The following is a 23,918-nucleotide window of genomic DNA, read 5'->3' as shown; positions in this document are numbered from 1 at the left end:
TGCCTGGATGTTCCACCCCATCCACCCCACAGGCCTGACATGACCACGACCTCCGCCGCTCTCCTCCCGCTGCTGCAGCAGGTCCTTCAGGACGCGGGCGTCGCCAGCCACGTCGACGGCAACGCGCTGCTGCTGGACAGCGGCCTGCGCCTGACCCCGCATGCAATGGCCGCACACGCGCGCGAAAACGGTGGTTGGCAGACCTCCACCGTCATCGAAAGCCAGCATCCGCAGTTGTTCGCCGATGGCCTGTTCGAGTACCAGCATGCAAATGGTGCCGATGAGCAGGCATCGCTGTTGTCCGGCTTCCAGACCTGGGTGCGGGTAGACCTGGCGACCCTGCAGACCGCGATCGGCGCCCAAGACGCACAGGGCCTGCCGATGATGGGCCTGACCTATCCGGCCGGTGACAATGGCGAGGAACACGAGCGCACTGTAGTGCTGGGGCCGTTGGCGCACTACCGTGCACAGGAAGTGGATGCCTCCACCTGCAGCGAAGACGATCATGGCTCCTGCCCTTGCTGCCTGTTCACCCGCAGCATGGAGGCCTTCGACGAGCTGCTGAAAGCCCGCCAATTCCTCGCCATCCGCCTGTTCGCCTCGCGCGATGCCGACGGCCTGTGCGAGGCCGATTGCCGGGTCAACGGCCACGACTTCGCCGCCGCCCTGCCCCTGCTGCGCGCCTACGCGGCCAGCTGGCCGCAGGCCGGGCTGGAATTCCGCAAGCAGTACGTGGTGATCCGCACCGGCTCGCCAGGCTGACCCACGCCCACACCCGATACAGGCCCGTGCGGCTACACTGCGCGCCGGTTCCCCAAGCAACCGCACTTTTTCCCATCCCACACGAGGCACCCCCGCGATGCTGTACGCGCAAGTCCACCTGACCCTTCCCGCCTGGATCCACGACCAGATCGACCTGGATCGTCGATATCCGGGCGATGAGGCCAAGGTCGCGCTGGCGATCGAGCTGTCGCGGTTGAACGTCGAGCACGCCAGTGGCGGCCCGTTCGGCGCGGTGGTGTTCGGCCCGGACGACAAGGTCATCGCCGCTGGCGTGAACCGGGTGATGCCGCACGCGACCTCGCTGGCGCACGCCGAGAACATGGCCTACATGCTGGCCCAGCAGCGCCTGCAGACCCCGCGCCTGAACGCGGTGCTGTCGCCGGTCACCCTGGCCACCAGTTCGCAGCCATGCTGCCAGTGCTATGGCGCTACCGTGTGGGCCGGCATCGACCGCCTGCTGATCGGTGCCAACTCGGCCGACGTCGAGGAACTGACCCCGTTCGATGAAGGCCCGCTGCCGGCCGACTGGGTCGGCGAGCTCAACAAGCGTGGCATCGAAGTGGTGCAGGGCCTGAACCGCGACGCCGCGCGCAGCGTGCTGCGCGCCTATGGGGAAAGCGATGGCGCCCGTTACTGAGACCGGCATCGGCCTGCTGTGCCTGTGCCGGCAGGGCTTCGAGCCCGAGCTGGCCGGCGAGCTGCAGTTCCGCGCCGGTGAAGCCGGTTTCGCCGGCTACGCGCGCACCCAGCGCAATGATGGCTACGTGCTTTTCATGTGCGACGAAGCCGCCGCGCTGGCGCCGCGCCTGCGCTGGCGCGAGCTGATTTTCGCGCGGCAGAAGCTGGTGGTGCTGGCCGAGCTGCCGCAGCTGGACCCGGCCGACCGTATTACCCCGATGCTCGACGTGCTGGCCGATGCGCCGCGCTTCGGCGACCTGTGGGTGGAACACCCGGACTCGGACGCCGGCAAGCCGCTGTCCGGGTTGGCCCGCGCCTTCGGCAACGCACTGCGCCCGGCGCTGCGCAAGGCCGGCAAGCTGACTGACAAGCCGAGCAACCGCCTGCCGCGCCTGCACGTGGTGTTCGTCGACGGCACCCACGCCTTCGTCTGCGTGGCCGACCCGGCCGACAGCGCGCCGTGGGCACTGGGCATCCCGCGCCTGAAGCTGCTGCCCGAAGCACCCTCGCGTTCGGCGCTGAAGCTGGACGAAGCACTGCTGACCCTGCTGACGCCGGAAGAACGCGAAGCACTGGCCAAGCCCGGCATGCGTGCGGCCGACCTGGGTGCCGCCCCCGGCGGCTGGACCTGGGTGCTGACCCGCCAGCACATGCACGTGTTGAGCATCGACAACGGCCCGCTGCGCCAGCACGTGCTGGACACCGGCCTGGTCGAGCACCTGCGCGCCGATGGCTTCCACTGGCATCCGGAACAGCCGCTGGACTGGATGGTCTGCGACATGGTCGAGCAGCCGCGCCGCGTGGCCGAACGCATGGCCACCTGGTTCCGCGAAGGCTGGTGCCGGCACGCGATCTTCAACCTGAAGCTGCCGATGAAGAAGCGCTGGGACGAAACCCGCCTGTGCCTGGACCTGTTCCAGGACCAGGCCGGCAAGCCGCTGGTGGTGCGTGCCAAGCAGCTCTATCACGACCGTGAGGAGATCACCGTACTGGCGTCGCCACTGCGCTGACGCCATCACGTCCGCCGGGCATACCCCGGCGCTGCAGAGGGAGGAGCATCCATGCGACATCGAACGATTCCGCTGCTGATCACCCTGCTGGCCGCCGCACCAGCGGTGGCCCAGCAATTGCCGCACACCCCGGCACAAAGCCAGCCGCTGGGCCCCACCGGCGGCGCGATCCGCCAGCAACCGCTGGATGCGGGCCGGGTCAGCGGCAGCGTCGAGATTCCGCAGCCGGCCGGCGAGGCGCAGGTGACCGTGCGTTCGCTGGAACCGAGCAGCGTGGTTGGCCAGTACCGGATCCACTTCGCTGCGCTGGATGTGAACGGCGATGGTTTCATCAGCCGCGAGGAAGCGCAGGCGAATCCGGCGCTGGCCGATGAGTTCAATGCGTTGGACCTGAAGCGTCGCGGCAAGCTGGATCGTGCCGACCTGGCCGGCTGGCTGGTCGACTGAAAAAGGGGACGGAGGGGATTAAGTCGTTTGTGCCACAAACGACTTAATCCCCTCCGTCCCCTTTTTTGATCCAGCGCGATCTTCATCCACGCATGGCGTGGATCTACTGACGTCGGGCACCCACCAGAGCGGTTTGCATTCTGCTACACCCCGGCGGCGCGCTTCCAGAATGCCTGCACCAGCGGTGGCCATTTGCCGACGCAGCCCAGCGCCCGGCCGCGGGCCAGGGTCAGGTGCATTTCGTCGTTGGAGAACAGGCGGTTGATCGCATCGAAGCTGTAGGCGGCGATGTGGTTGTCGCTGCGCCGTTCGCGTGCCCAGCGCTGCAGGCGCTGCGGCGACAGCCGCGGCTGGCCACGGCGCTCGGCCGACGGCGCCAGCCACTGCTGCAGGGCGGCCACATCGCGCAGGCCCAGGTTCACGCCCTGCCCGGCCAGCGGATGCACCACGTGCGCGGCATCACCCAATGCCAGCACGCGGCCGGCCACGTAGTGACGTGCCAGCTGGCGGCGCAGCGGGAAGGCTGCGCGCGGTGATGCCAGCCGCAGCTCACCCAGCCGCGCCGCGAAGGCGCGGGTCAGTTCGCGGTTGAAGCTGTCTTCGTCCAGCGCCAGCACGCGCGCGGCCTCGTCCTCGGGCAGGGTCCATACGATCGAGCTGCGGCGCTCGGCCACCGGCAGCAGCGCCAGCGGCCCGCTCGGCAGGAAACGCTGCCAGGCGGTGGCCTGGTTGGGAAGATCGCTGTCCACGTAGGCCACCACGCCACGCTGGTGGTAGTCATGCTTTTCAACCTCGATCCCGGCCAGTTGGCGCAGGGTCGATTCGGCGCCGTCGGCGGCTACCGCCAACGCCGCTTCCAGGCGACGACCGTCATCCAGGCGCAGGCGCACGCCGTCGTCGTCCTGCTCCAGCGCTTCCACCCGCGCCGGGCAGTGCAGCTGCACGCCCGCCGCCGGCAACGCCGCCCACAGCCGATCCTGCAGCAGGCCGTTCTCGACGATGTAGCCCAGTTCACGACGGCCGAAGCGATCGGCATCGAACAGCAGATCTTCGCCACCGGCCGCATCCCACACCTGCATGCGCCGGTAGGGCCAGGCGCGGGCCTGCGCGATCGCCGGCCACACGCCCAGGCGGCTCAACAGTTGTACGTTGTCAGCAGCGAAGGCGAACACGCGGAGGTCAGGCTGTGCGGCCTGCCACGGCGCGGGCTCACGACCTTCCACCAGCGCAACCGACAGGCCGGCATCGGCCAGCGCCAGCGCGCACGCGGCACCGACCACGCCACCACCGACGATGGCCACATCAAGGCGCATGCGCCGGCTCATGCGGCTTCTCCGCGGCACAGGCGCGGCACTTCGCCGCGGAAGCCCATCGCGCCACCGACCAGCATCGACTGCACCGATGCGCGTTGCGCGGCCACCAGGCCGAGGCTGCGCAGCGGCCGCATCAGCGGCGCCGGGTTGCTGGTCAGGCGCGCCAGGCCGCCGGAGAACGCCACCGTCTGCCGGCGATCTTCCTCGCGGCGCGCGACATAGGCCTGCAGCAGTGCATCACTGCCGGCATCTTCATGCGCATCCTCCAGCAGCTCGGCCAGGGTCAGCGCATCGCGCAGGCCCAGGTTGAAGCCCTGTGCACCCAGCGGATGAATGGTCTGCGCGGCATTGCCCAGCAGCACCGTGCGCTCACCGGCCAGCGCACGCGCCAGCACCTGGATGAGCGGGTAGGCGCTGCGCGGGCCGGACTCGAGCAGGCGGCCGGCACGCCAGCCGATCGCGTTCTGCAGGCGTTGCAGCCAGGCGGCATCGTCCAGCGCCATCACCGCATCGGCCTGGTCGCGCGCAACACCATGCACGGTGCCGAAGTGACGATCGCCGCGCGGCAGCAGGGCCGTCGGGCCGGTATCGGTGAAACGCTCCCACGCGGTGCCATCCGGCGCGCGCTGGCTGCGTACACGGGCCACGAACAGGGTCTGCTGGAAATCATGGCGGTCGACCTCGATGCCCAGTGCACCACGCACGCCACTGGTCGTACCGTCGGCACCCACCACCAGCCGTGCCAGCAATACGCGCTCGCCGGCCTCATCGGCGACCCGCACCTGGCGGTAGCCGTCGACCACTTCACCCAGGCCCAGGAACCGCATCGGCCGGTAACGGCGCAGCCGCGGCAGCTCCTGAAGCCGCGCTTCCAGCGCCTGGCCGAAGTCGCGGGCGACCACCACCTGGCCGAACCAAGGCCGGTCGTAATCGGCCGCTTCCAGCTGCACACGGCCGAAATCGCCGGCACGGCTGACGTGGATGCGCCGGATCGGGCCCGGTGCCATCGCCAGCTTCTGCATCACCCCCAGCGCGGTCAGCGCATTGACGGTGGCAGCGGCGAAACTGAGATTGCGCTGGTCGAACACCGCCGGCAGCTCGCCGGCCGGGCTGGCCTCGAGCAGGCCCACGTCGCGGCCGAGGCGGTCCAGGGCAATGGCCAGGCTGGCGCCGACCAGGCCACCACCGACAATCAGCACGTCATGTCGTTCACTCATGCGTTCATGATACGCGCTCGCCCCGTCTGTACGCCGAACGGCCGGTCCTGCGCCAACCCGCGCGGCGGGCTAGAATGAAACCTGAATCCGCTCCGGGCCCGCCACCATGTCCGACACTGCCAACCGCGCCTTCGTCCTGTCCGTGCTCGTTCTGGTGCTGGCAGCGACCCGTGTCAATCACTTCGCGGCGATCCCCGATGCCTCATGGGCGGTGTTCTTCATCGGTGGCTTCTACCTGGCCCGCTGGACGCGCTGGGCGTTCCCGCTGCTGATGGTGTTCGCGGTGCTGGTGGACTGGATCGTGATCCGCAGCAGCGGCCTGGACTTCTGGCAGCACTACTGCGTGTCGCCGGGCTACTGGCTGCTGCTGCCGGCCTATTTCTCGCTGTGGGCCGGCGGCATGCTGCTGGGCCGCAACTACCAGAGCGCGCGCTGGCCGGTACTGGCCAAGGGCGCGCTGCTGCTGGTCGCCTCAGTGGCGGTCTGCCACCTGCTGGCGCAGGGCGGCTTCTACTGGACCAGCAGCAACGTGGCCGAGCCGACCCTGGCCGGCTGGGCACAGAACTACGCGCAGTGGTTCGGCCCCTACCTGCGCACCACGGCGATCTACGTGGCGCTGGCCGCCGCCCTGCAGCTGGCCGTGGAGCAGGTGTTGAAGCTCCAGCAGGCCCGCCGCGACATCCGCCACTGAGCCGCGACATGGGTCATCGCCTCTCGCGCATCTACACCCGCACCGGCGACGACGGCAGTACCGGCCTCGGTGACGGCCAGCGCGTGCCCAAGGATGACGCCCGGGTGGCGTCCTACGGCACCGTCGACGAGGCCAATGCCGCGCTCGGCCTGCTGCTGGCCGTGCCCCTGCCCGAGGATGTGCGCGCGCTGGTGGTGCATCTGCAGCACCAGCTGTTCGACCTGGGCGCCGAACTGTGCATCCCCGGCCACGCCGCGATCCACGCCGCCGATGTCTCGGCCCTGGAACAGCAGCTGGACCATTACAACGCCGACCTGCCGATGCTGAAGGAATTCATCCTGCCGGCCGGCGGCGAAGCCGCCGCGCGCTGCCATCTGGCCCGCACCATCGTCCGCCGCGCCGAGCGCGAAACGGTCACCCTGGCCCGCCACGAGGCCGTGCGCAGCGAGGCGTTGCAGTACCTGAACAGGTTGTCGGACCTGTTGTTCGTGCTGGCCCGGGTGCTGGCCCGTGCCGACGGCCAGGGCGAAGCGCTGTGGCAACCACAGCAGCGCCAGCGCTGAGCCTGCACGATGCTGGCCTACACCCATCCGTCCTGCCTGCTGCACGACCCCGGCCCCGGCCACCCGGAGTGCCCGCAACGCCTGCAGCATGTGCTGGACGCGCTGCACACCGCGTTCCCCGGCCAGCTGGAGTGGCGCGAAGCGCCACCGGCCAAGTTCGGTGAACTGACCCGGGTCCACGACAGCGCCCTGCTCGACTTCGTGCTGCAACCGCAGACCGCACCGCTGCGCCAGCTGGACATGGACACCTGGACCTCACCCGGCTCGGCCAGCGCCGCCGTGCACGCCGCCGGTGCCGGCGTGGCCGCGGTCGATGCGGTGATGCTGGGCGACGACCCGCTGGCCTTCTGCGCGGTACGCCCGCCGGGCCACCACGCCACCAGCAGCACGGCGATGGGCTTCTGCCTGCTCAACAACATCGCCATCGCCGCCGCCTATGCCCGCGACCGCCACGGCCTGGAACGGATCGCGGTGGTCGACTTCGACGTCCACCACGGCAACGGCACCCAGGACATCTTCCAGCACGACGCCCGGGTCTCGTACTACAGCACCCACCAGGCCGGGCTGTTCCCCAATTCCGGCCTGCGCCGTGACCGCGGTGCCGGCAACCTGATGAACATCCTGCTGCCGCCGGGCAGCGGTGGCTTCCGCTTCCGCAATGTCTGGGCCGACGAGATGCTGCCGGCCATCGACGACTTCCGCCCGCAGCTGCTGCTGATCTCGGCCGGCTTCGACGCCCACCTGCGTGATCCGCAGGCGGACCTGATGCTGGAGACCGACGATTTCGCCTGGATCACCGGTGAACTGCACGCGCTGGCACGCCGTCACGCGGCCGGCCGGATGGTCTCGATGCTGGAGGGTGGCTACGACCTGCAGGCCCTGGCCGAGTGCAGCGTGGCCCATGTCCAGACCCTGCTCACGCCGTCCGTGGGCACCTCCGCCGGATGAACCCGAACCGGCAGGCTCCGGCGTCCTTCATTGCCCCTATGCAAGGGATGGGGCAAGCTACCGTCCGTTTTCGCCCGAATCCGAACCGCGTGCGCCGAGCCCTCCGCCTGCTTCCCCTGCCTCTGAGCATCGCCATCAGCCTGCCGGCGATGGCCGATGAAAAGCCGCTCAACTGGGGCCTGTGCCCGGCCACCGACGTCATTCCCGCGTTCACTGACGCCCCCACCCCGGTTCCGGCCCAGGACAAGGCTGCCGCCGCGGCCGCCCGCGAGCAGCAGCCGACCGACATCGAGGGTGACCAGCTGCTGGGCACCACCACCGTGCCGCAGTACGAGGGCAACGTGGCGCTGCGCCGGGGTGACCAGTTCGTCGGTACCGACAAGCTCAGCTTCGACACCGAGACCGGCAACTACATCGCCGACGGCAATGTCCGCTACCAGGACGGGTCGATCCGGATGGTCGCCAAGCGTGCCGAAGGCAACCAGGAAAGCGATACCCACAAGATCTCCGACATCAAGTACCAGCTGGTGTCGCGCCGGGGCAACGGTGATGCCGAGTCGGTCGACCTGCAGGGTGCGGTCGGCCAGATGCACCGCTCCACCTACACCACCTGCGACCCCTCGCAGCCGGTGTGGAAGCTGTCGGCGCCGCAGATCGAAGTGGACAACGACGAGGGCTTCGGCACCGCGCGCAACGCCGTGCTGCGCATCGGCAAGGTGCCGGTGCTGTGGGCGCCGTACTTCAAGTTCCCGATCGATGACCGCCGCAAGACCGGCCTGCTGTTCCCGCAGCTGGGCATGTCCGGGCGCAACGGCTTCGACTACGCCCAGCCGATCTACTTCAACCTGGCGCCGAACTACGACGACACGCTGACCCCGCGCTACATGAGCCGGCGCGGCCTGCTGCTCGACAACGAGTTCCGCTACCTCTACAACGGCGGCCGCGGCGAGGTGTTGACCTCGTTCATGCCCAACGACCGCCTGCGTGACCGTGACCGCGGCCGGGTGATGTTCACCGGCTACCACAACGTGGACAGCCACTGGCAGGCCCGCGCCAACCTGGCCTGGGTCAGCGACGAGCGCTATGTCGAGGATTTCGCCAACCGCCTGGTGGGGGTGACCGCCTCCAACCTGCAGAGCACGGTGGGCCTGTATGGCACCGGCACGAACTGGACGGCCGGCATCATGGCCGACCGCTGGCAGCTGACCGACTACACGCTCGACGAGCGCGCCCTGCCCTACAACCGCCAGCCGCGCCTGTACTTCAACTGGGACAAGCCGGTCCGGCCCTGGCTGGAAGCCGGCATCTACGCCGAAGCGGTGCGCTTCACCCACGACGACATCAACTTCAAGAACGCCGTCGGCACCGGTAAGGATCTGCAGTACACCCGCAACGGAGTGCAGTGGACCGACGGCGTCGGTGTCAGCGGCGGTTCGCGATTGGACGTGAAGCCGTATGTGTCATTCCCGATCAGCGGCGCGGCCTGGTATGTGACCCCGACCCTGGCCTACCGTTACACCGCCTATCAGCTGGACCGTGGCCTGGTGGATGGTGTGAGAGGCATCCAGGCCCAGATCCTGCGTTCGCAGGGCATCGACCCGAACACGGCCACGCCCGAGCAGCTGCGCGGCAATACCTCGCCCAGCCGCAGCCTGCCGATCGGCAGCATCGACGCCGGCCTGTTCTTCGATCGCGAAACCAGCGTCCGCGGCAAGTCGTTCCTGCAGACCCTGGAACCGCGCCTGTTCTACCTGCGCACGCCGTACCGCAACCAGGACGAGCTGCCGATCTTCGACACCCGTGACTTCACCTTCAGCTGGGGCCAGCTGTTCCGCGACTCGCGCTACACCGGCGCCGACCGCCAGAACGACGCCAACCAGCTGACCCTGGCGGTGAGCACCCGGTTCATCGACCAGACCACCGGCAAGGAACGTTTCTCGGCCTCGATCGGCCAGATCCAGTACTTCGATGAGTCGCGGGTGACCACCACCCCAGGTGGTGCTCCGGTGGAAAAGGGCAAGTCGGCCTGGATCGCCGACGGCAACTACATGATCAACGACCGCTGGACCCTGGGCGCCACCTACCAGTGGGACCCGAAGTACAAGCGCGAGGATCTGGCCAGCGTCCGTGCCCGTTACCTGATGCCCAACGACGGCGTGGTCAACCTGAGCTACCGCTACCGCATCAATGCCGGTGCTCTGCCCGGTGCCAACAAGCATGACCGCACCCTGCTGGAGCAGGCCGACCTGTCGTTCCTGTACCCGCTGAATGCGCGTTGGAGCCTGGTCGGCCGCTATTACTACTCGCTGCAGGACAAGGAGCCGCTGGAAATCATCGGCGGTGTCCAGTGGGACAGCTGCTGCCTGGCCGTGCGTGTGGTCGGCCGCCGTTATGTCCGCAATCGCGAAGGCGAGATGAACAACTCCATCCAGGTGGAGTTCGTCCTGAAGGGCCTGAGCTCCATCGGCCAGGACACGGACCGCACTCTGCGCCGTGCTATCCTCGGCTACAACCGCGACGACCTCTATCTCGTGCCGCCCAGCAACACCGGGGCGACCCGCGATGACTACGATCCGAATCTGATCCCATGACCAAGCGCTTCCCCGTTCTACTCGCCTCGCTGCTGGCGGTGTCCAGCGTGTCCGCCCCCCTGCAGGTGCTTGCCCAGGAGGCGCAGCCGCTCGACCGCATCGCCGCCGTCGTCGATGAGGACGTGATCCTGCAGAGCGAGCTCCAGCGTGCGATCGCCAACATCAAGGCGCAGTACGCCGGACGGGAGAACCAGCTGCCGCCGGAAGACGTGCTCAGCCGCCAGGTGCTCGAGCGCCTGGTGCTGGTCAAGCTGCAGGTGGCCCGCGCCCAGGGCAGCGGCATCCGTGTCAGCGACCAGGAGCTGAACCAGGCGATGAACTCCATCGCCCAGCAGAACGGTTCGAACCTGGACGCCCTGCGCCAGCGCCTGGCCCACGACGGCATCGATTTCAACGATTTCCGCGCATCGGTGCGGGACGAGATCACCGTGCAGCGCCTGCGCCAGAGCTTCGCGCAGAGCCGCATCAGCGTCAGCGAGGGTGAAGTCGATGCCGCGCTGAAGCAGCAGGCCACGGTAGGCAACCAGTACCACCTGGCGCACATCCTGGTCGCGTTGCCGGACGGCGCCAACGCCGACCAGATCGCCACCGGCCAGAAGAAGGCCGATGGCGTCAAGGCCCTGCTGGACAAGGGCGAGCTGGACTTCAACGCGGCGGCCGTGCGCTATTCCGACAGCCCCAATGCGCTGGAAGGCGGCGACCTGGGCTGGCGCAGCCTGGATGAAATCCCGCAGGCCTTCGCGCAGATGATGGAAAAGATGAAGCCCGGCGAAGTGGTCGGCCCGATCCGTGGCCCCAGCGGCTTCCAGCTGTTGAAGCTGGTGGAAGTGCGTGATGCCAGCGCCACCGCTGGCGCCAGCACCGTCACCGAGTACCACGGTCGCCACATCCTGGTGCGCGTGGACGATCATCAGACCGACGCGGCCGCCAAAGCCAAGATCGATACCCTGCGTGCCCGCATTGCCGGTGGCGCGGACTTCGAAACCGTGGCCAAGGAGTCCTCCGAGGACAACAACAGCAAGGGCCAGGGCGGCGATCTGGGCTGGTTCCCGGCCGATGCGTTCGGTCCGGCCTTTGGCCAGCAGGTGGCCGCCATCCAGGACGGCGGCGTCAGCCAGCCGTTCCGCACCGATGCCGGTTGGCACATCCTGCAGCGCGTGGCCACTCGCCAGACCGACGTGACCAACGACAACCAGCGTGCCCAGGTCCGCGAGACCATTGGCCGCCGCAAGCTGGAAGACGAGTACAACCGCTTCCTGCAGGAACTGCGTGGCGAAGCCTACGTCAGCTTCCGCAGTGGCGACCGCGCGGAAAACACCGCCACGCCGCCGCAGTCCTGATCGATGCGCCCCGAGCTCGCTCTGGTACCGGGCGAGCCCGCCGGGATCGGCCCGGAGCTGTGCGTCCGCCTCGTCCAGCAGCCGCGTGAAGATTGCCGGCTGCTGGCCTTCGCCGACCCGGACACCCTGCGCGCGGCCGCGGCCGCGCTGGACCTGCCGCTGCAACTGTTGCCCGAGGGTGCCGAAGCGCGCGTCCCCGGCGACCTGCGCCTGCGCGTGGTGGCCAATGCCACCCCGAGCCGTTTCGGCCAGGCCGATCCGGCCAATGCCGGCGCGGTCATCGGCGCCCTGCTCGCTGCCGGCCAGGCCTGCCTGTCAGGCGAACTGCACGGCGTGGTGACCGGCCCGGTGCACAAGGCCGTCATCAACGAAGGCGGCATCGCCTACAGCGGCACCACCGAACTGCTGGCCGACCAGGCTGGGGTGAAGGTGGTGATGATGCTGGCCAACCACATCGTGCGCGTGGCCCTGGCCACCACCCACCTGCCACTGCGCGAGGTGGCCGACGCGATCACCGCGCCCAGCCTGGAACACACCCTTCGCACCGTGCACGCCGCGCTGCGCCGCGAGTTCGGCCTGCCCGCGCCACGCATCGCCGTGCTCGGCCTGAACCCGCACGCCGGCGAAGACGGCCATCTGGGCCGCGAGGAACTGGACCTGGTCATCCCGCTGCTGCAGCGCCTGCGCGCGGAGGGCATGGACCTGATCGGGCCGCTGCCAGCCGATACCGCCTTCCTGCCGGCCAAGCTGGCCGGCTTCGACACCGTGCTGGCGATGTACCACGACCAGGGCCTGCCGGTGCTGAAGTACTCGGGCTTCGAGCAGGCCGTGAACCTGACCCTGGGCCTGCCCTACCCACGCGTTGCGGTGGACCACGGCACTGCGCTGGACCTTGCCGGCCGTGGCGTGGCCGATCCTTCCAGCCTGCAGGCGGCAACGACGTTGTGTGCGCAGCTTGCGCGGCAACGTACACTGAGCGCATGAATTCCCCGCATTCCCCCTCCGGCCCGGTGTTCACCGCCCCGGCCAAGAAGCAGCTTGGCCAGCATTTCCTGGCCGACCGCCACTACATCGACAAGATCGTGATGGCGGTCAACCCGAAAGACGGTGACCGCCTGGTCGAGATCGGTCCCGGCCAGGGCGCGATCACGCTGCCGCTGCTGCGCGTGCATCCGAAACTGACGGTGATCGAGTTCGACCGTGACCTGATCGCGCCGCTGACCGCCGCCGCCGAGCCGCTGGGCGAGCTGACCATCGTCCACCGCGACGTGCTGCGCGTGGACTTCACCGAGCTGGCCGCCGGCCAGCCGATCCGCCTGGTCGGCAACCTGCCCTACAACATCTCCTCGCCGATCCTGTTCCATGCACTGGAACATGCCGCGGTGATCCGCGACATGCATTTCATGCTGCAGAAGGAAGTGGTCGACCGCATGGCCGCCGGCCCCGGCAGCAAGGTGTACGGCCGGCTCAGCGTGATGCTGCAGGCCTACTGCCAGGTGACCTCGCTGTTCGTGGTGCCGCCGGGCGCGTTCCGGCCGCCGCCGAAAGTCGATTCGGCCGTGGTGCGGCTGGTGCCGCGTGACCCGGCCACGATCAACATCAACGACCACAAGCGTTTCGCCGAGGTGGTCAAGGCCGCCTTCGGGCAGCGCCGCAAGACCCTGCGCAACGCCCTGAACAACGTGGTGTCCGCCGAACAGTTCGTTGCCGCCGGCGTGCGTCCCGATGCCCGCGCCGAACAGCTGGACGTGGCCGAATTCATCGCTTTGGCCAATGCCTCCTGATTACACTGCCGGTATGGAAGACGCTGACGTTTACGCCATCTCCGTCGAAGTCGCACCGCGCTTCCTCGACGATCAATCCGCGCCGGAAGACGGACGCTATGCGTTCGCCTACACGATCCGCATCCACAACCAGGGGCGTGTTGCCGCGCGCCTGGTCGCACGCCACTGGCGCATCACCGATGCCAACGGCCGCGTCGAGCATGTCGATGGCGACGGGGTGATCGGCGAGCAGCCACGCCTGCGTCCCGGTGAAGACTTCCATTACACGTCCGGTGTCATGCTGGGGACCGATCACGGGACCATGCAGGGCCACTACGACATGGTCGCCGACGACGGCACCGAATTTGCCGCGCCGGTCGCACCTTTCGTGCTGGCCATCCCGCGTACCCTGCACTGACACGGAGGCCGGACGATGAGTGTGTGGGCGATCGGCGACCTGCAGGGCTGCTATGACGTCACCCAGCGGCTGCTGGAGAAGATCCGCTTCGACCCGGCGCAGGACACCCTGTGGTTCTGCGGCGACCTGGTCAACCGCGGTGGCCAGTCGCTGGAAACGCTGCGGCTGGTGCATTCGCTGCGCGAGCACAGCGTGGTGGTGCTGGGCAACCATGACCTTTCGCTGCTGGCCGTCGGTGCACGCACCGAAGAGGAACAGCGCAAGGTCAACCCGGACCTGCTGCGCATCGTGCAGGCCGAGGACCGCGACGAACTGCTGGACTGGCTCCGCCTGCAGAAGCTGGTGCACGTGGACCGCGAACTGGGCTGGATGATGGTGCACGCCGGCCTGGCGCCGAAGTGGACCACGCAGATGGCCGAAAAGCATGCCGCCGAGGTCGAGGCGCAACTGCACGGTGCCGGCTACCGCAAGCTGTTCCGCAACATGTACGGCGACAAGCCGAGCTGGGCACCGAACCTGTCCGGCTACGACCGTTCACGCGCGATCATCAATGTGCTCACCCGCATGCGCTACTGCACCCCGCGCGGGCGCATCGGCATCGAGGACAAGGGCACGCCGGGCACGCAGGAACAGGGACTGTACCCCTGGTTCGAAGTGCCGGGCCGGGTCGAGCGCGACCTGAAGATCGTCTGCGGCCACTGGTCGGCGCTGGGCCTGACCATCACCCAGGGCGTGCATGCCATCGACACCGGCGCAGTCTGGGGCGGCAAGCTGACCGCGATCCAGCTCGATACCGATGAACTGCGCGTGGTGCAGGTGCCGGGCCGCGATGTCCCCGCACCCGTGCCCAACGCACGCCCGCCAGCGCGACCGGCGCACGAGCGTCCGGCGGCATCGGCGCAGGGCAAGGAACAGGGCGGCGGCAACACCCCGGCCGCCACCCCGGGCAACCGCGGCCCACGCCGTCGTCGTCGCCGTGGCGGCGGCGCGGGTGGTGGCTCTGCGGGCCCCGGCAGCAACAGTCCCCCGCCGCAGGCATGACGCGGCGCGGTGGGGCACCATGGACGGTGCTGCTGCTGACGGTGGCCCTGGCCAGCGGCTGCCAGCCCCCTTCGGCCCCGGCCCCCGCCGACGGCGGAAACGCCGGCCTCACGCCATCGCAGCCGCAGGCGCCTTCGCCGCCGCTGGTGGCAGCGGCGCGCGCACAGGTCGGCGTCACCACCCGCTACGACCCTACCTATCAGGTGCTGGCCTATCCCGGCGGCGACGTTCCGGTTGATCGCGGCGTGTGCACCGACGTGGTGGTGCGTGCCCTGCGCAGCCAGGGCCTGGACCTGCAGGCGCGCGTGCATGAAGACATGCGCGGCAATTTCAGTGCCTATCCCGCGATCTGGGGCCTGTCACGGCCGGACCGCAACATCGATCATCGCCGTGTGCCGAACCTGATGCGCTGGTTCGAACGGCAGGGCTGGCAGCAACCGATCACGGCCGCCGCCACCGACTATGCGGCCGGCGACATCGTCGCCTGGAAGCTCAACGGCAACGGCCTGCTGCACGTGGGCATCGTCTCCGACCGGCGGCTGGCCAATGGCACGCCGCTGGTGCTGCACAACATCGCGCGCGGCACGCGCGAAGAGAACCTGTTGTTCCAGCACGCCATCATCGGGCATTACCGGATGCCGCAGCGACAGCCCAGGTAGAGTCGACTGTCAGTCGACTATCACGCGCAGCGCGGGTTTTTCGGGTGACCGCCGAGAGCAGTCGACTAACAGTCGACTCTACCCCGTCGACATCCCCGTCGGTGTTTTCGTTGGTATTTGCGCGATCAGCGGCGCACGTAGTGCGCGAAGCGGAACGCGTAGGCATGGCGTTCGTCGGCCGGGTGCGGCTCGCTGCTCACTTCCCGCCAGTCCTGCATGTCGACTTCGGGGAAATGGGTATCAGCGGGGATTTCGGCATCCACCCAGGTCAGGTACAGGTCACTGGCCTGGTCCAGCAGCTGGTGGAAGATCTCGCCGCCGCCGATGATGCACAGCTCGCTGGCGCCCTCGCCTTCGGCAATCGCCTTCGCCTCGTCCAGCGACGCCACCGCGCGCATGCCCTCGAACGGCACCTGGCCGCTGCGGGTCAGCACCAGGTTGGTCCGTCCCGGCAGCACGCGGCCGATCGATTCGGCCGTCTTGCGGCCCATCAGGATCGGCTTGCCCAGGGTGAGCGCCTTGAAGTGCTTGAAATCATCCGGCAGGTGCCAGGGCATGGCATTGCCCTGACCGATGCCACGGTTGCGATCCAGCGCCACGATCATCGACAGCTTCATCGCGCTCATACCGCCACCGGCGCCTTGATGGCCGGGTGCGGATCGTAGCCGTCGATGCGGATGTCGTCGAACTGGAAGCCGAACAGATCGGTCACCTCCGGGTTCAACCACAGCTTGGGCAGCGCGCGCGGTTCACGCGACAGCTGCTCGCGCGCCTGCTCGAAGTGGTTCGAATACAGGTGCGCGTCGCCCAGCGTATGCACGAAATCGCCCACGCCCAGGCCGGTGGCCTGCGCCACCATGTGGGTCAGCAGCGCGTAGCTGGCGATGTTGAACGGCACGCCGAGGAAGATGTCGCCGCTGCGCTGGTACAGCTGGCAGCTGAGCTTGCCGTCCACCACGTAGAACTGGAACAGGTTGTGGCACGGCATCAGCGCCATCTGCGAAAGCTCGCCCACGTTCCAGGCGCTGACCACCAGCCGCCGCGAATCGGGGTTGCGCTTGATCTCGTCGACCAGCCACTGCATCTGGTCGATCTCACGGCCATCGGCGGTGACCCAGCTGCGCCACTGCTTGCCGTACACCGGGCCGAGATCGCCGTTCTCGTCGGCCCACTCGTCCCAGATCCGCACCTGGTTGTCCTTCAGGTAGCCGATGTTGGTGTCGCCCTTCAGGAACCACAGCAGCTCGTGGATGATCGAGCGCAGGTGCAGCTTCTTGGTGGTGACCAGCGGGAAACCTTCATTGAGATCGAAGCGCATCTGCCAGCCAAACACGCTGCGGGTGCCGGTGCCGGTGCGATCGCTCTTCTCGGCGCCGTGCTCGAGCACATGCGAGAGCAGGTCCAGGTAAGCCTTCATGCCTTGCCCCCGGCAGCCACCGGCAGCTGCGGCTGCAGTACCGGCGCACGGCGCGACATCACCAGCAGCACCAGGCCGAAAGCGATCAGCGGCAGGCTGAGGATCTGGCCGCGGGTCAGCCAGTCGAAGGCCACGTAGACGCCGTTGTCGGGCATGCGCACGAACTCCACCGCGAAGCGGAACAGTCCGTACATCAGCGCGAACAGACCGCCGACCAGGTAACGGTGGCGCGGCTTGGCCGACACGGCCCACAGCACCACGAACATCACCAGGCCTTCCAGGAAGGCTTCATACAGCTGCGACGGATGGCGCGCGAACTGGTTCAGCGCGCCGGTGGCGAACTGCGCCTGCAGGGTCGCGTGGTCGAGCTGGTTCAGCGGTGCCGGCAGGCCGGACGGGAACACCACACCCCAGGTACCGTCGGTGTACTTGCCCCACAGCTCGGCACCGATGAAGTTGCCGATGCGCCCGAAGCCCAGGCCCAGCGGTACCAGCGGCGCCATGAAATCCATGGTGTCGAAGAAATGCAGCTTGTGCTTGCGCGACCACCACCAGCAAGCGCCCAGCACGCCCAGCAGGCCGCCGTGGAAACTCATGCCGCCATCCCACACCTTGAACAGCAGCAGCGGGTTGTGCAGGAAATCGCCCAGCGCGTAGAACAGCATGTAGCCGATGCGCCCGCCCAGCACCACGCCAAGCATGGCGTAGAACAGCAGGTCGGAGAAGCCGTTGGCATCAACGCCCGGCAGGCGCCCGTCGGCAATGCGCTTGCGGCCCAGCAGCCAGGCCGCGGTGAAGCCGAGCAGGTACATGATGCCGTACCAATGCACCTTGATCGGCCCCAGCGAGAGGGCGATGGGGTCGATGTCGTGGAAATAGATCATGGAAGGTGCCTTGCGGTTGAACGCCTATTCTCGGGCCAGTGCCGCCCCGGCTCAACCAAGGAGCTGGGGCGAGTTCGGCAACGCGTCATCGTTCGACCGGGTCGAGGCCGGAAAGTGCCCTTCGATCAGGCTGGAAACCTCGTCGATGGCATCCTGCAGCGCTTCCACCGGATGGGAGCCACGCAGGCCCTCGCGCAGGTGGGTGCAGACCCGCTGCCATTGTGCCGGGCTGACCCGGCCCTGCAGGCCACGGTCGGCGACGATCTCGATGGCGTGGTCGGCCAGCAGCAGGTAGATCAGCACACCGTTGTTGTGGGTGGTATCCCAGGTGCGCAGGCGCGCGAAGGCATGTTCGGCGGCTTGGCGCGGGGTGACCTTGTGCCACAGCGCGGCCAGCGGCAGGTCCGCTTCCACCGCGAACATCACCTGACCACCGTGGCGCTGCTCACCGGCTGCGATGGCCTCGGTGATCGCCTGCAGCGTGGCCGGCGGGAACGCGCGCCGTACAGACGGCGAAAATACATGACGACACAGTCGTTGGATCATCACCAGCCCCCCGAAGCACCGCCACCGCCGGAGCGGCCACCGCCGCCGCCCCAACCGCCGCCGCCGCCGAATCCACCGCCCCCGCCGAAGCCGCCTCCGCCGCCCCAGCTGCCACCACCCCAGCCACCGCCACCGGCAAAGCGGCCCGGGTGACCGGAGAGCATGGCAACAATGAGGCCCACGACGCCAGCCAGGCCACTGGCGAGCAGTGTGGAGGTGAACAGGAATGCCGCCAGCGCCGCGCCGGCACCGCCGAGCAGGCCACGCAGCGGACGCGGCACGCGCGAGAAGATCCCGCGCAGGATGCTGCCGGCGAACACACCGATGAACAGCGCCAGGAACCAGGTATCGCCACCGCCGCTGGGCTCACGCCCGCGATGGCCGCTGACCGGCGCCGGCAGCGCTTCCCCGTCGATCAGCTTGACCAGCACCGCCGTGGCGTCGGTGATGCCACCGGCGTAGTCGCCGCTGCGGAAGCGCGGCACCAGGTATTCCTGGATGACCCGGTTGGCGATGGCATCGGGAATCGCTCCCTCCAGACCATAACCGGGTTCAATGCGCACGCGCCGGTCGTCCTTGGCCACCACCAGCAGCACCCCGTCGTCCACGCCCTTGCGGCCGATCTGCCACTGGTCGAAGACCCGCGTGGTGTACTGCGCGATGTCTTCCGGCTGGGTCGTGGCTACCACCAGCACCTGCAGCTGGCTGCCCTTGCGCTGCTGAAGGTCCAGCGCCTGCTGTACCAGCGCCTGCTTCTGCGCGGCATCCAGCGTGCCGGTGGCGTCGACCACCGGCGAATCCAGCGCCGGAATCGGCGCCAGCTGCTGGGCGTGCGATGCCAGCGGCAGCCATAGCAGCAGGGCCAGGAGCGCAGTGGCCAGGCGCATGGGTCAGTGGCCCGGCTGCGGTGCCGGCTGCTGCTGCGGCGCGCTGCCGAAATCGACCGCCGGCGCGTTGGAGATCTGCGCTTCGTTTTCCACGGTGAAGTTCGGTTTGGTCTTGTAACCGAAGATCTTGGCGGTGATCACCTGCGGGAACGAGCGGATGTAGGTGTTGTAGTCCTGCACCTGCTGGATGTAGCGGCCGCGGGCGACGGTGATGCGGTTTTCAGTGCCTTCCAGCTGGGCCTGCAGGTCGCGGAAGTTCTGGTCCGACTTCAGCACCGGGTAATTCTCGGTGACCACCAGCAGCCGCGACAGTGCGCTGCCGAGTTCACCCTGGGCCTGCTGGAACTGCTTGAGCGAGGCTTCGTCGTCGGCGTTGACGTTGATCTGGCCAACACGCGAGCGGGCGTTGGTGACTTCGGTCAGCACGCGCTCTTCCTGGCTGGCGAAGCCCTTCACGGTCTGCACCAGGTTGGGCACCAGATCGGCGCGGCGCTTGTACTGGTTGAGCACTTCGGACCAGCTGGCCTTGACCGCTTCATCCTTCTGCTGGATGGCGTTGTAGCCGCAGCCGGACAGCAGGGAGGCCAGCAGCATCAGGGGCAGGACACGGGTGAACAGGCGCATGGCGGAGGTTCCGGGTGGACTGGGCACCGAGCATGCCACGGTTCGGGTGAAAGACCGGCCATCGGGCGCCGCCCCCTCCGCGGTGGTTGGCGAGGAAGCGTTATCGGGGTCGGGCGGGAGGGGGGGTTGGCTGGGGGGCGCTGCAAGTACGTCCATGTAAGCTCGATCGCCGCATCCATGCGGCTCACGCCCCCAGCCAACCCACCCTCCCGGCCACGGACAATTTCCTGCGCACCGCGGGAAGATCAAAAGAAAAAATCAAAAGCAAAACGCGGTTCTTCAGGCATTCGTGTCGACCAAGGTCGACACCTACCAGAGCAGAACGCCGTTCCGACAGACCGCGGGAATCTGTCGAAGGCGGGGTGGGTCCGGTTGTGGGGGCGTGAGCCGCATGGATGCGGCGACCGAGCTTACATGGACGTACTTGCAGCGTCCCCCTCAACCGGACCCACCCCGCCAACCCACGGAATGCAGGCTTTTGCCGTTGACGTTGACGTTGATTGCAGCGGGTGCAGGGCTGCAAGCCCTGCCGGAATCCAACACCCCTCAGCAGGCTTCAGCCACCGCAGTGCGGGGACGCCCCAGCCATGCCAGCAGCAGGCCCGATGCCGCCAGCAGGCCACCGGCCACCGGAATCGCCGCGTAACCCAAACCCGAGCTGATCACCGCGCCCCCCAGCGCGGCACCCACAGCATTGCCCAGGTTGAACGCACCCACGTTGATCGACGACGCCAGGCCCGGCGCCTCGCTCGCCGCCTGCATCACCCGGATCTGCAACGGCGGCACGATGGCGAAGGTCGCCGCGCCGAACAGCAGCACGCCCAGCGCCGCGGTGGCGTGACTCATGAAGGCCAGCGGCAGCACGAACATCAGCAGGGCCAGGACTGCCAGCAGGATGCGCGTGGCACCGTCCAGCGACCAGTCGGCCATGCGCCCGCCGATGCCGTTGCCGAAAGTGAAGCCGATACCGATCAGCGCCAGCGACATCGCGATGAAGGCGTTGGAGGCACCGGTCAGTTCGGTCAGCACCGGCGCCACGTAGGTGTAGAGGGTGAACATCGCACCCGCGCCGAGCACCGTGGTGCCCATCGCCAGCAGTACCTGCGGCTGCAGGATGGCCTTCATCTCGCGGCGCACGTCCGGGCGCGGGCCCGGTGCCGATGCCGGCAGGGCCAGGCCCAGCGCGGTGATCGCTACCACGCCCAGCACCGCGGTGCCGGCGAAAGACAGGCGCCAGCCCAGCTGCTGGCCCACCCACGTGGCCAGCGGCACGCCGCCGATATTGGCGATGGTCAGGCCCATGAACATGGTGGCCACGGCGGCGGCCTGCTTGTCCTTCGGCACCAGGCTGGCGGCAACCACCGCACCGATGCCGAAGAAGGCACCGTGGTTGAGGCTGGTGACCAGGCGCGACAGCAACAGCAGGCCGTAGTTCGGGGCCAGTGCCGAGAGCAGGTTGCCGACCACGAAGATCGACATCAGCAGCATCAGCGCGGTGCGCTTGCCGAACCGTCCCATCAGCAGGGTCATCACCGGTGCGCCCAGCATCACGCCCACGGCGTAAGCGGTGATCAGCATGCCGGCAGTGGGAATGCCCACGCCCACGCCGTCGGCGATGACCGGCAACAGGCCCATCGGCGCAAACTCGGTGGTTCCGATGGCGAAGGCGCCGACGGCAAGCGCCAGCAAGGCGGCTCTGGAATTCATGGGGGGGTCCTGGGGGAGGGATTCGGGAGTGCGTAGCCTGCGCGCTTTGCTGTGGCGGATTAAGCCTCGCCCCGGGAAAACACTGTTGATTCTGGTTCACAAGTGGGGCACGGAAACCCGCTACAAGTGCAAAAACCGCAGCACCGTAGCAGAGCCGTGCCCCCCACAAACGCAGAACCCCCGGCCGGGCCGGGGGTTCTGAGGGACTTACATGCCAGAGGCGCTTACCAGTTGCCGGCGCCCGGCACGTTGTGCTCGCGGGCGCGACGGCGCATCAGCAGGTTCAGCCATTCCACCAGCACCGAGAAGCCCATCGCGGCGTAGATGTAGGGCTTGGGCACGTGCACGTCCAGGCCGTCCAGGATAAGCACCGCACCGATCATCAGGATGAAGGCCAGCGCCAGCATCTTCACTGTCGGGTTGGCGTCGATGAAGCGGCCCAGCGGGTTGGCGGCCAGCAGCATCACCAACACCGACAGCAGAATGGCGGCGACCATGACCGGGATGTGGTCGGCGATGCCAACCGCGGTGATCACCGAGTCCAGCGAGAACACGATGTCGATCACCGCGATCTGCGCGATCACGTAGCCGAACACGGCCGAGGCCTTGGTGGTGCTCGGATCTTCATCCTCGCCACCGCTGATCAGTTCCTTGATCTCCATGCAGCCCTTGATGATCAGGAACAGGCCACCGACGATCAGCACCAGGTCACGGATGGAGATGCCCATGCCGGCCACCGTGAACAGGTTGGCCGCCATGTGCGCCAGATACGCCAGCGACACCAGCAGACCGATACGGGTGATGCAGGCCACGGCGATACCGAGCTTGCGTGCGAACGGGCGACGTTCTTCTGGCAGCTTGCTGACCGCGATGGAAATGAACACCAGGTTGTCGATGCCGAGCACGATTTCCAGCGCGCTGAGCGTGAACAGGGTTACCCAGGCATTGGGGTCGGCGAGGAACTCAAAGGACATGGAATCTCTTCAAGGCAGTGGGGGAATGGGGTTTCAGCCGTAGCTGCCGGCCAGCGCGTGTGGAACCACGACCAGGGCCCAGCACAACAGCACGTTCATCATCAGCACGAACACCGCCGCCGAGCCCATGTCCTTGGCGCGGCCAGCCAACTCGTGGATTTCGCTGCCGTAACGTTCGATCACCGCCTCGATCGCCGAGTTGGCCAGTTCCATCGCCAGCACCAGCAGCATCGAACCGATCATCAGCGCACGCTCGACCGGCGTCTGCCCCAGCCAGACCGCGACCGGCGCCAGCAGGATCAGCAGGTAGACCTCCAGCCGGAACGACGATTCGTGCAGCCAGGCGGCGCGCAGGCCCTGCCAGGACCAGCGGGCGGCCTGGAAGATGCGGCGCGGGCCGCGCGGCAGATGGCCGAACTGATCAGCCACGGGTGGAACATCCAGCAACAGGGGCGCGGCGCAGCGACCGCTCAGACGCACGGCAGGGAATCATGGGTGCACAGGAATAGGCAGATGGCCGCCATTTTGCCACAAGGCCGCCAGCCGCATCCCGGCACCGGCCCGGTGAATGGACCGCCAGGGGCAAGCCCCGGCCCGCCCCAGCTTCTATGATGGCGTTCCCTTCCCTGCTGGAGCGCCTGATGTCCCGTCGCCATACCTGCCTGCTGATGCTGGGCCTGCTGACCGCCGCACCGCTGGCCCAGGCCCTGGGCCCGACCACGTCGCCCCGGGTACCTGAACAGGTCTCCAACGTGGCCTGGGCCGGCGACATGGCCCGGTTCGCCAGCGCCGACCAGGCCAACCCGCCGCCCCGCGGTGGCATCGAATTCATCGGCAGCTCCTCCATCCGCTTCTGGGAGAGCCTGGCCACCGACTTCCCCGGCCAGCCTGTATTCAACCGCGGTTTCGGCGGCTCGGAAGTGCGTGACAGCACCTGGTATGCCGGCCAGATCGTGGTGCCGTATGCGCCGTGCAAGGTGTTCTTCTACGCCGGTGACAACGACCTCAACAGCGGCCGCACCGCGACCCAGGTCCGCGACGACGTGGTCGCCTTCGTGCAGCGCGTGCATCGCGACCTGCCGAAGACCAAGGTCGAGTACCTGTCGATCAAGCCAAGCCCGTCGCGTGCGCACCTGCTGCCGGCGATCAACGAGGCCAACACGCTGATCAAGGCCGCGCTGGCCAAGCTGCCCAACACCGGCTTCACCGACATCTACACGCCGATGCTGCGCGCGGATGGCCAGCCGGATGCAACGCTGTTCCGCGAGGACATGCTGCACATGACCCCGGCCGGCTATGACATCTGGACCAAGGCGCTGGCGCCGAAGGTCAACTGCAACTGAGGCGGACGTGCGCCGGAGGGCGCCACGCACGCGCTCCGGTAGATGCCAACCTTGGTTGGCATGGGACACTGGCG

The 23,918-nt window shown here is 67.9% G+C and carries 26 protein-coding genes; 15 read left to right on the top strand and 11 right to left on the bottom strand.

Annotated features, from left to right (window positions below):
* Positions 1–39 precede the first annotated feature (39 nt).
* The 4 genes from AC5P67_RS11860 to AC5P67_RS11845 all read left to right on the top strand — a co-directional run bounded on the left by AC5P67_RS11860 (position 40) and on the right by AC5P67_RS11845 (position 2,918).
* A complete protein-coding gene (locus AC5P67_RS11860) occupies positions 40–762 on the top strand; it encodes a DUF6348 family protein (protein ID WP_060380610.1) in 723 nt (240 codons plus the stop codon).
* A 97-nt stretch (positions 763–859) separates the two neighbouring features.
* Positions 860–1,420, top strand: coding sequence for a nucleoside deaminase (locus AC5P67_RS11855; RefSeq protein WP_004154307.1), 561 nt, complete (start codon positions 860–862; stop codon positions 1,418–1,420).
* The gene (gene rlmM / locus AC5P67_RS11850; RefSeq protein ID WP_060380613.1) at positions 1,404–2,471 is read left to right on the top strand and encodes a 23S rRNA (cytidine(2498)-2'-O)-methyltransferase RlmM; all 1,068 of its coding nucleotides are present in this window, start codon (positions 1,404–1,406) and stop codon (positions 2,469–2,471) included. The genes AC5P67_RS11855 and rlmM overlap by 17 nt, the downstream gene beginning before the upstream one ends.
* A 51-nt stretch (positions 2,472–2,522) precedes the next feature.
* Complete coding sequence (locus AC5P67_RS11845; RefSeq protein WP_043035675.1) at positions 2,523–2,918, top strand: EF-hand domain-containing protein; 396 nt, start codon at positions 2,523–2,525, stop codon at positions 2,916–2,918.
* A gap of 143 nt (positions 2,919–3,061) precedes the next feature.
* Here the strand turns inward: AC5P67_RS11845 and AC5P67_RS11840 are convergent, their stop codons facing one another.
* Together AC5P67_RS11840 and ubiH are read right to left on the bottom strand one after the other, a co-directional pair.
* Positions 3,062–4,243, bottom strand: coding sequence for a UbiH/UbiF family hydroxylase (locus AC5P67_RS11840; RefSeq protein ID WP_005408147.1), 1,182 nt, complete (start codon positions 4,241–4,243; stop codon positions 3,062–3,064).
* A complete protein-coding gene (gene ubiH / locus AC5P67_RS11835; RefSeq protein ID WP_005412303.1) occupies positions 4,240–5,448 on the bottom strand; it encodes a 2-octaprenyl-6-methoxyphenyl hydroxylase in 1,209 nt (402 codons plus the stop codon). Before ubiH ends, AC5P67_RS11840 begins: the two co-directional genes overlap by 4 nt.
* A gap of 106 nt (positions 5,449–5,554) precedes the next feature.
* Between ubiH and AC5P67_RS11830 the strand changes: the two genes are divergently transcribed.
* The 10 genes from AC5P67_RS11830 to AC5P67_RS11785 all read left to right on the top strand — a co-directional run bounded on the left by AC5P67_RS11830 (position 5,555) and on the right by AC5P67_RS11785 (position 15,462).
* Entirely contained in the window at positions 5,555–6,139 is a 585-nt protein-coding gene (locus tag AC5P67_RS11830; protein ID WP_005408145.1) for a hypothetical protein, read from the top strand.
* A gap of 8 nt (positions 6,140–6,147) precedes the next feature.
* Positions 6,148–6,702: a cob(I)yrinic acid a,c-diamide adenosyltransferase gene (locus AC5P67_RS11825; RefSeq protein WP_005408144.1), complete on the top strand. Its 555-nt coding sequence runs from the start codon at positions 6,148–6,150 to the stop codon at positions 6,700–6,702.
* A gap of 9 nt (positions 6,703–6,711) precedes the next feature.
* Positions 6,712–7,650: a histone deacetylase family protein gene (locus tag AC5P67_RS11820; protein WP_012479199.1), complete on the top strand. Its 939-nt coding sequence runs from the start codon at positions 6,712–6,714 to the stop codon at positions 7,648–7,650.
* 89 nt (positions 7,651–7,739) lie between these two features.
* Positions 7,740–10,241, top strand: coding sequence for an LPS-assembly protein LptD (gene lptD / locus AC5P67_RS11815; RefSeq protein ID WP_495214724.1), 2,502 nt, complete (start codon positions 7,740–7,742; stop codon positions 10,239–10,241).
* Positions 10,238–11,581 (top strand): peptidylprolyl isomerase, encoded by a 1,344-nt coding sequence (locus tag AC5P67_RS11810; RefSeq protein ID WP_005408141.1) that lies wholly within the window; start codon positions 10,238–10,240, stop codon positions 11,579–11,581. The genes lptD and AC5P67_RS11810 overlap by 4 nt, the downstream gene beginning before the upstream one ends.
* A gap of 3 nt (positions 11,582–11,584) precedes the next feature.
* Entirely contained in the window at positions 11,585–12,565 is a 981-nt protein-coding gene (pdxA, locus tag AC5P67_RS11805; protein ID WP_138969802.1) for a 4-hydroxythreonine-4-phosphate dehydrogenase PdxA, read from the top strand.
* On the top strand, positions 12,562–13,365 hold the full coding sequence (rsmA, locus tag AC5P67_RS11800; RefSeq protein WP_005408139.1) for a 16S rRNA (adenine(1518)-N(6)/adenine(1519)-N(6))-dimethyltransferase RsmA: 804 nt from the start codon (positions 12,562–12,564) through the stop codon (positions 13,363–13,365). The genes pdxA and rsmA overlap by 4 nt, the downstream gene beginning before the upstream one ends.
* Positions 13,366–13,378: 13 nt before the next feature.
* Entirely contained in the window at positions 13,379–13,762 is a 384-nt protein-coding gene (gene apaG, locus AC5P67_RS11795) for a Co2+/Mg2+ efflux facilitator ApaG/CorD (RefSeq protein WP_005412297.1), read from the top strand.
* A gap of 15 nt (positions 13,763–13,777) precedes the next feature.
* On the top strand, positions 13,778–14,803 hold the full coding sequence (locus AC5P67_RS11790; RefSeq protein ID WP_005412296.1) for a symmetrical bis(5'-nucleosyl)-tetraphosphatase: 1,026 nt from the start codon (positions 13,778–13,780) through the stop codon (positions 14,801–14,803).
* Entirely contained in the window at positions 14,800–15,462 is a 663-nt protein-coding gene (locus AC5P67_RS11785; RefSeq protein ID WP_062607764.1) for a DUF1287 domain-containing protein, read from the top strand. The genes AC5P67_RS11790 and AC5P67_RS11785 overlap by 4 nt, the downstream gene beginning before the upstream one ends.
* Before the next feature lie 125 nt (positions 15,463–15,587).
* Here the strand turns inward: AC5P67_RS11785 and AC5P67_RS11780 are convergent, their stop codons facing one another.
* The 9 genes from AC5P67_RS11780 to AC5P67_RS11740 form a co-directional block, all read right to left on the bottom strand.
* Positions 15,588–16,079: a dihydrofolate reductase gene (locus AC5P67_RS11780; RefSeq protein ID WP_024958640.1), complete on the bottom strand. Its 492-nt coding sequence runs from the start codon at positions 16,077–16,079 to the stop codon at positions 15,588–15,590.
* 5 nt (positions 16,080–16,084) lie between these two features.
* Positions 16,085–16,879 (bottom strand): thymidylate synthase, encoded by a 795-nt coding sequence (locus AC5P67_RS11775; RefSeq protein WP_043035669.1) that lies wholly within the window; start codon positions 16,877–16,879, stop codon positions 16,085–16,087.
* Positions 16,876–17,763, bottom strand: coding sequence for a prolipoprotein diacylglyceryl transferase (lgt, locus tag AC5P67_RS11770; protein WP_495214721.1), 888 nt, complete (start codon positions 17,761–17,763; stop codon positions 16,876–16,878). Before lgt ends, AC5P67_RS11775 begins: the two co-directional genes overlap by 4 nt.
* Positions 17,764–17,814: 51 nt before the next feature.
* On the bottom strand, positions 17,815–18,309 hold the full coding sequence (locus AC5P67_RS11765; protein WP_032966445.1) for a TPM domain-containing protein: 495 nt from the start codon (positions 18,307–18,309) through the stop codon (positions 17,815–17,817).
* Positions 18,309–19,196 carry a TPM domain-containing protein gene (locus AC5P67_RS11760; protein ID WP_043035668.1) on the bottom strand — a complete coding sequence of 296 codons (888 nt, stop codon included), beginning with the start codon at positions 19,194–19,196 and terminating at the stop codon, positions 18,309–18,311. The genes AC5P67_RS11765 and AC5P67_RS11760 overlap by 1 nt, the downstream gene beginning before the upstream one ends.
* 3 nt (positions 19,197–19,199) lie before the next feature.
* Positions 19,200–19,820: a LemA family protein gene (locus tag AC5P67_RS11755; RefSeq protein WP_012479189.1), complete on the bottom strand. Its 621-nt coding sequence runs from the start codon at positions 19,818–19,820 to the stop codon at positions 19,200–19,202.
* Positions 19,821–20,366: 546 nt separating this feature from the next.
* Positions 20,367–21,527, bottom strand: a complete 1,161-nt coding sequence (locus tag AC5P67_RS11750; protein ID WP_065183607.1) for an MFS transporter — start codon at positions 21,525–21,527, stop codon at positions 20,367–20,369.
* Between the two features lie 224 nt (positions 21,528–21,751).
* Positions 21,752–22,501 carry a TerC family protein gene (locus tag AC5P67_RS11745; RefSeq protein WP_005408127.1) on the bottom strand — a complete coding sequence of 250 codons (750 nt, stop codon included), beginning with the start codon at positions 22,499–22,501 and terminating at the stop codon, positions 21,752–21,754.
* Between the two features lie 33 nt (positions 22,502–22,534).
* Positions 22,535–22,930 (bottom strand): diacylglycerol kinase, encoded by a 396-nt coding sequence (locus tag AC5P67_RS11740; protein ID WP_005408126.1) that lies wholly within the window; start codon positions 22,928–22,930, stop codon positions 22,535–22,537.
* A 212-nt stretch (positions 22,931–23,142) separates the two neighbouring features.
* Between AC5P67_RS11740 and AC5P67_RS11735 the strand changes: the two genes are divergently transcribed.
* Entirely contained in the window at positions 23,143–23,844 is a 702-nt protein-coding gene (locus AC5P67_RS11735; protein ID WP_495214718.1) for an SGNH/GDSL hydrolase family protein, read from the top strand.
* Positions 23,845–23,918 lie beyond the last annotated feature (74 nt).

It is taken from the genome of Stenotrophomonas sp. YJH_SMC_21, assembly GCF_059369555.1.
The sequence above is the reverse complement of the archived record's forward strand: the minus strand, read 5'-3'. Positions and strand labels throughout refer to the sequence as shown.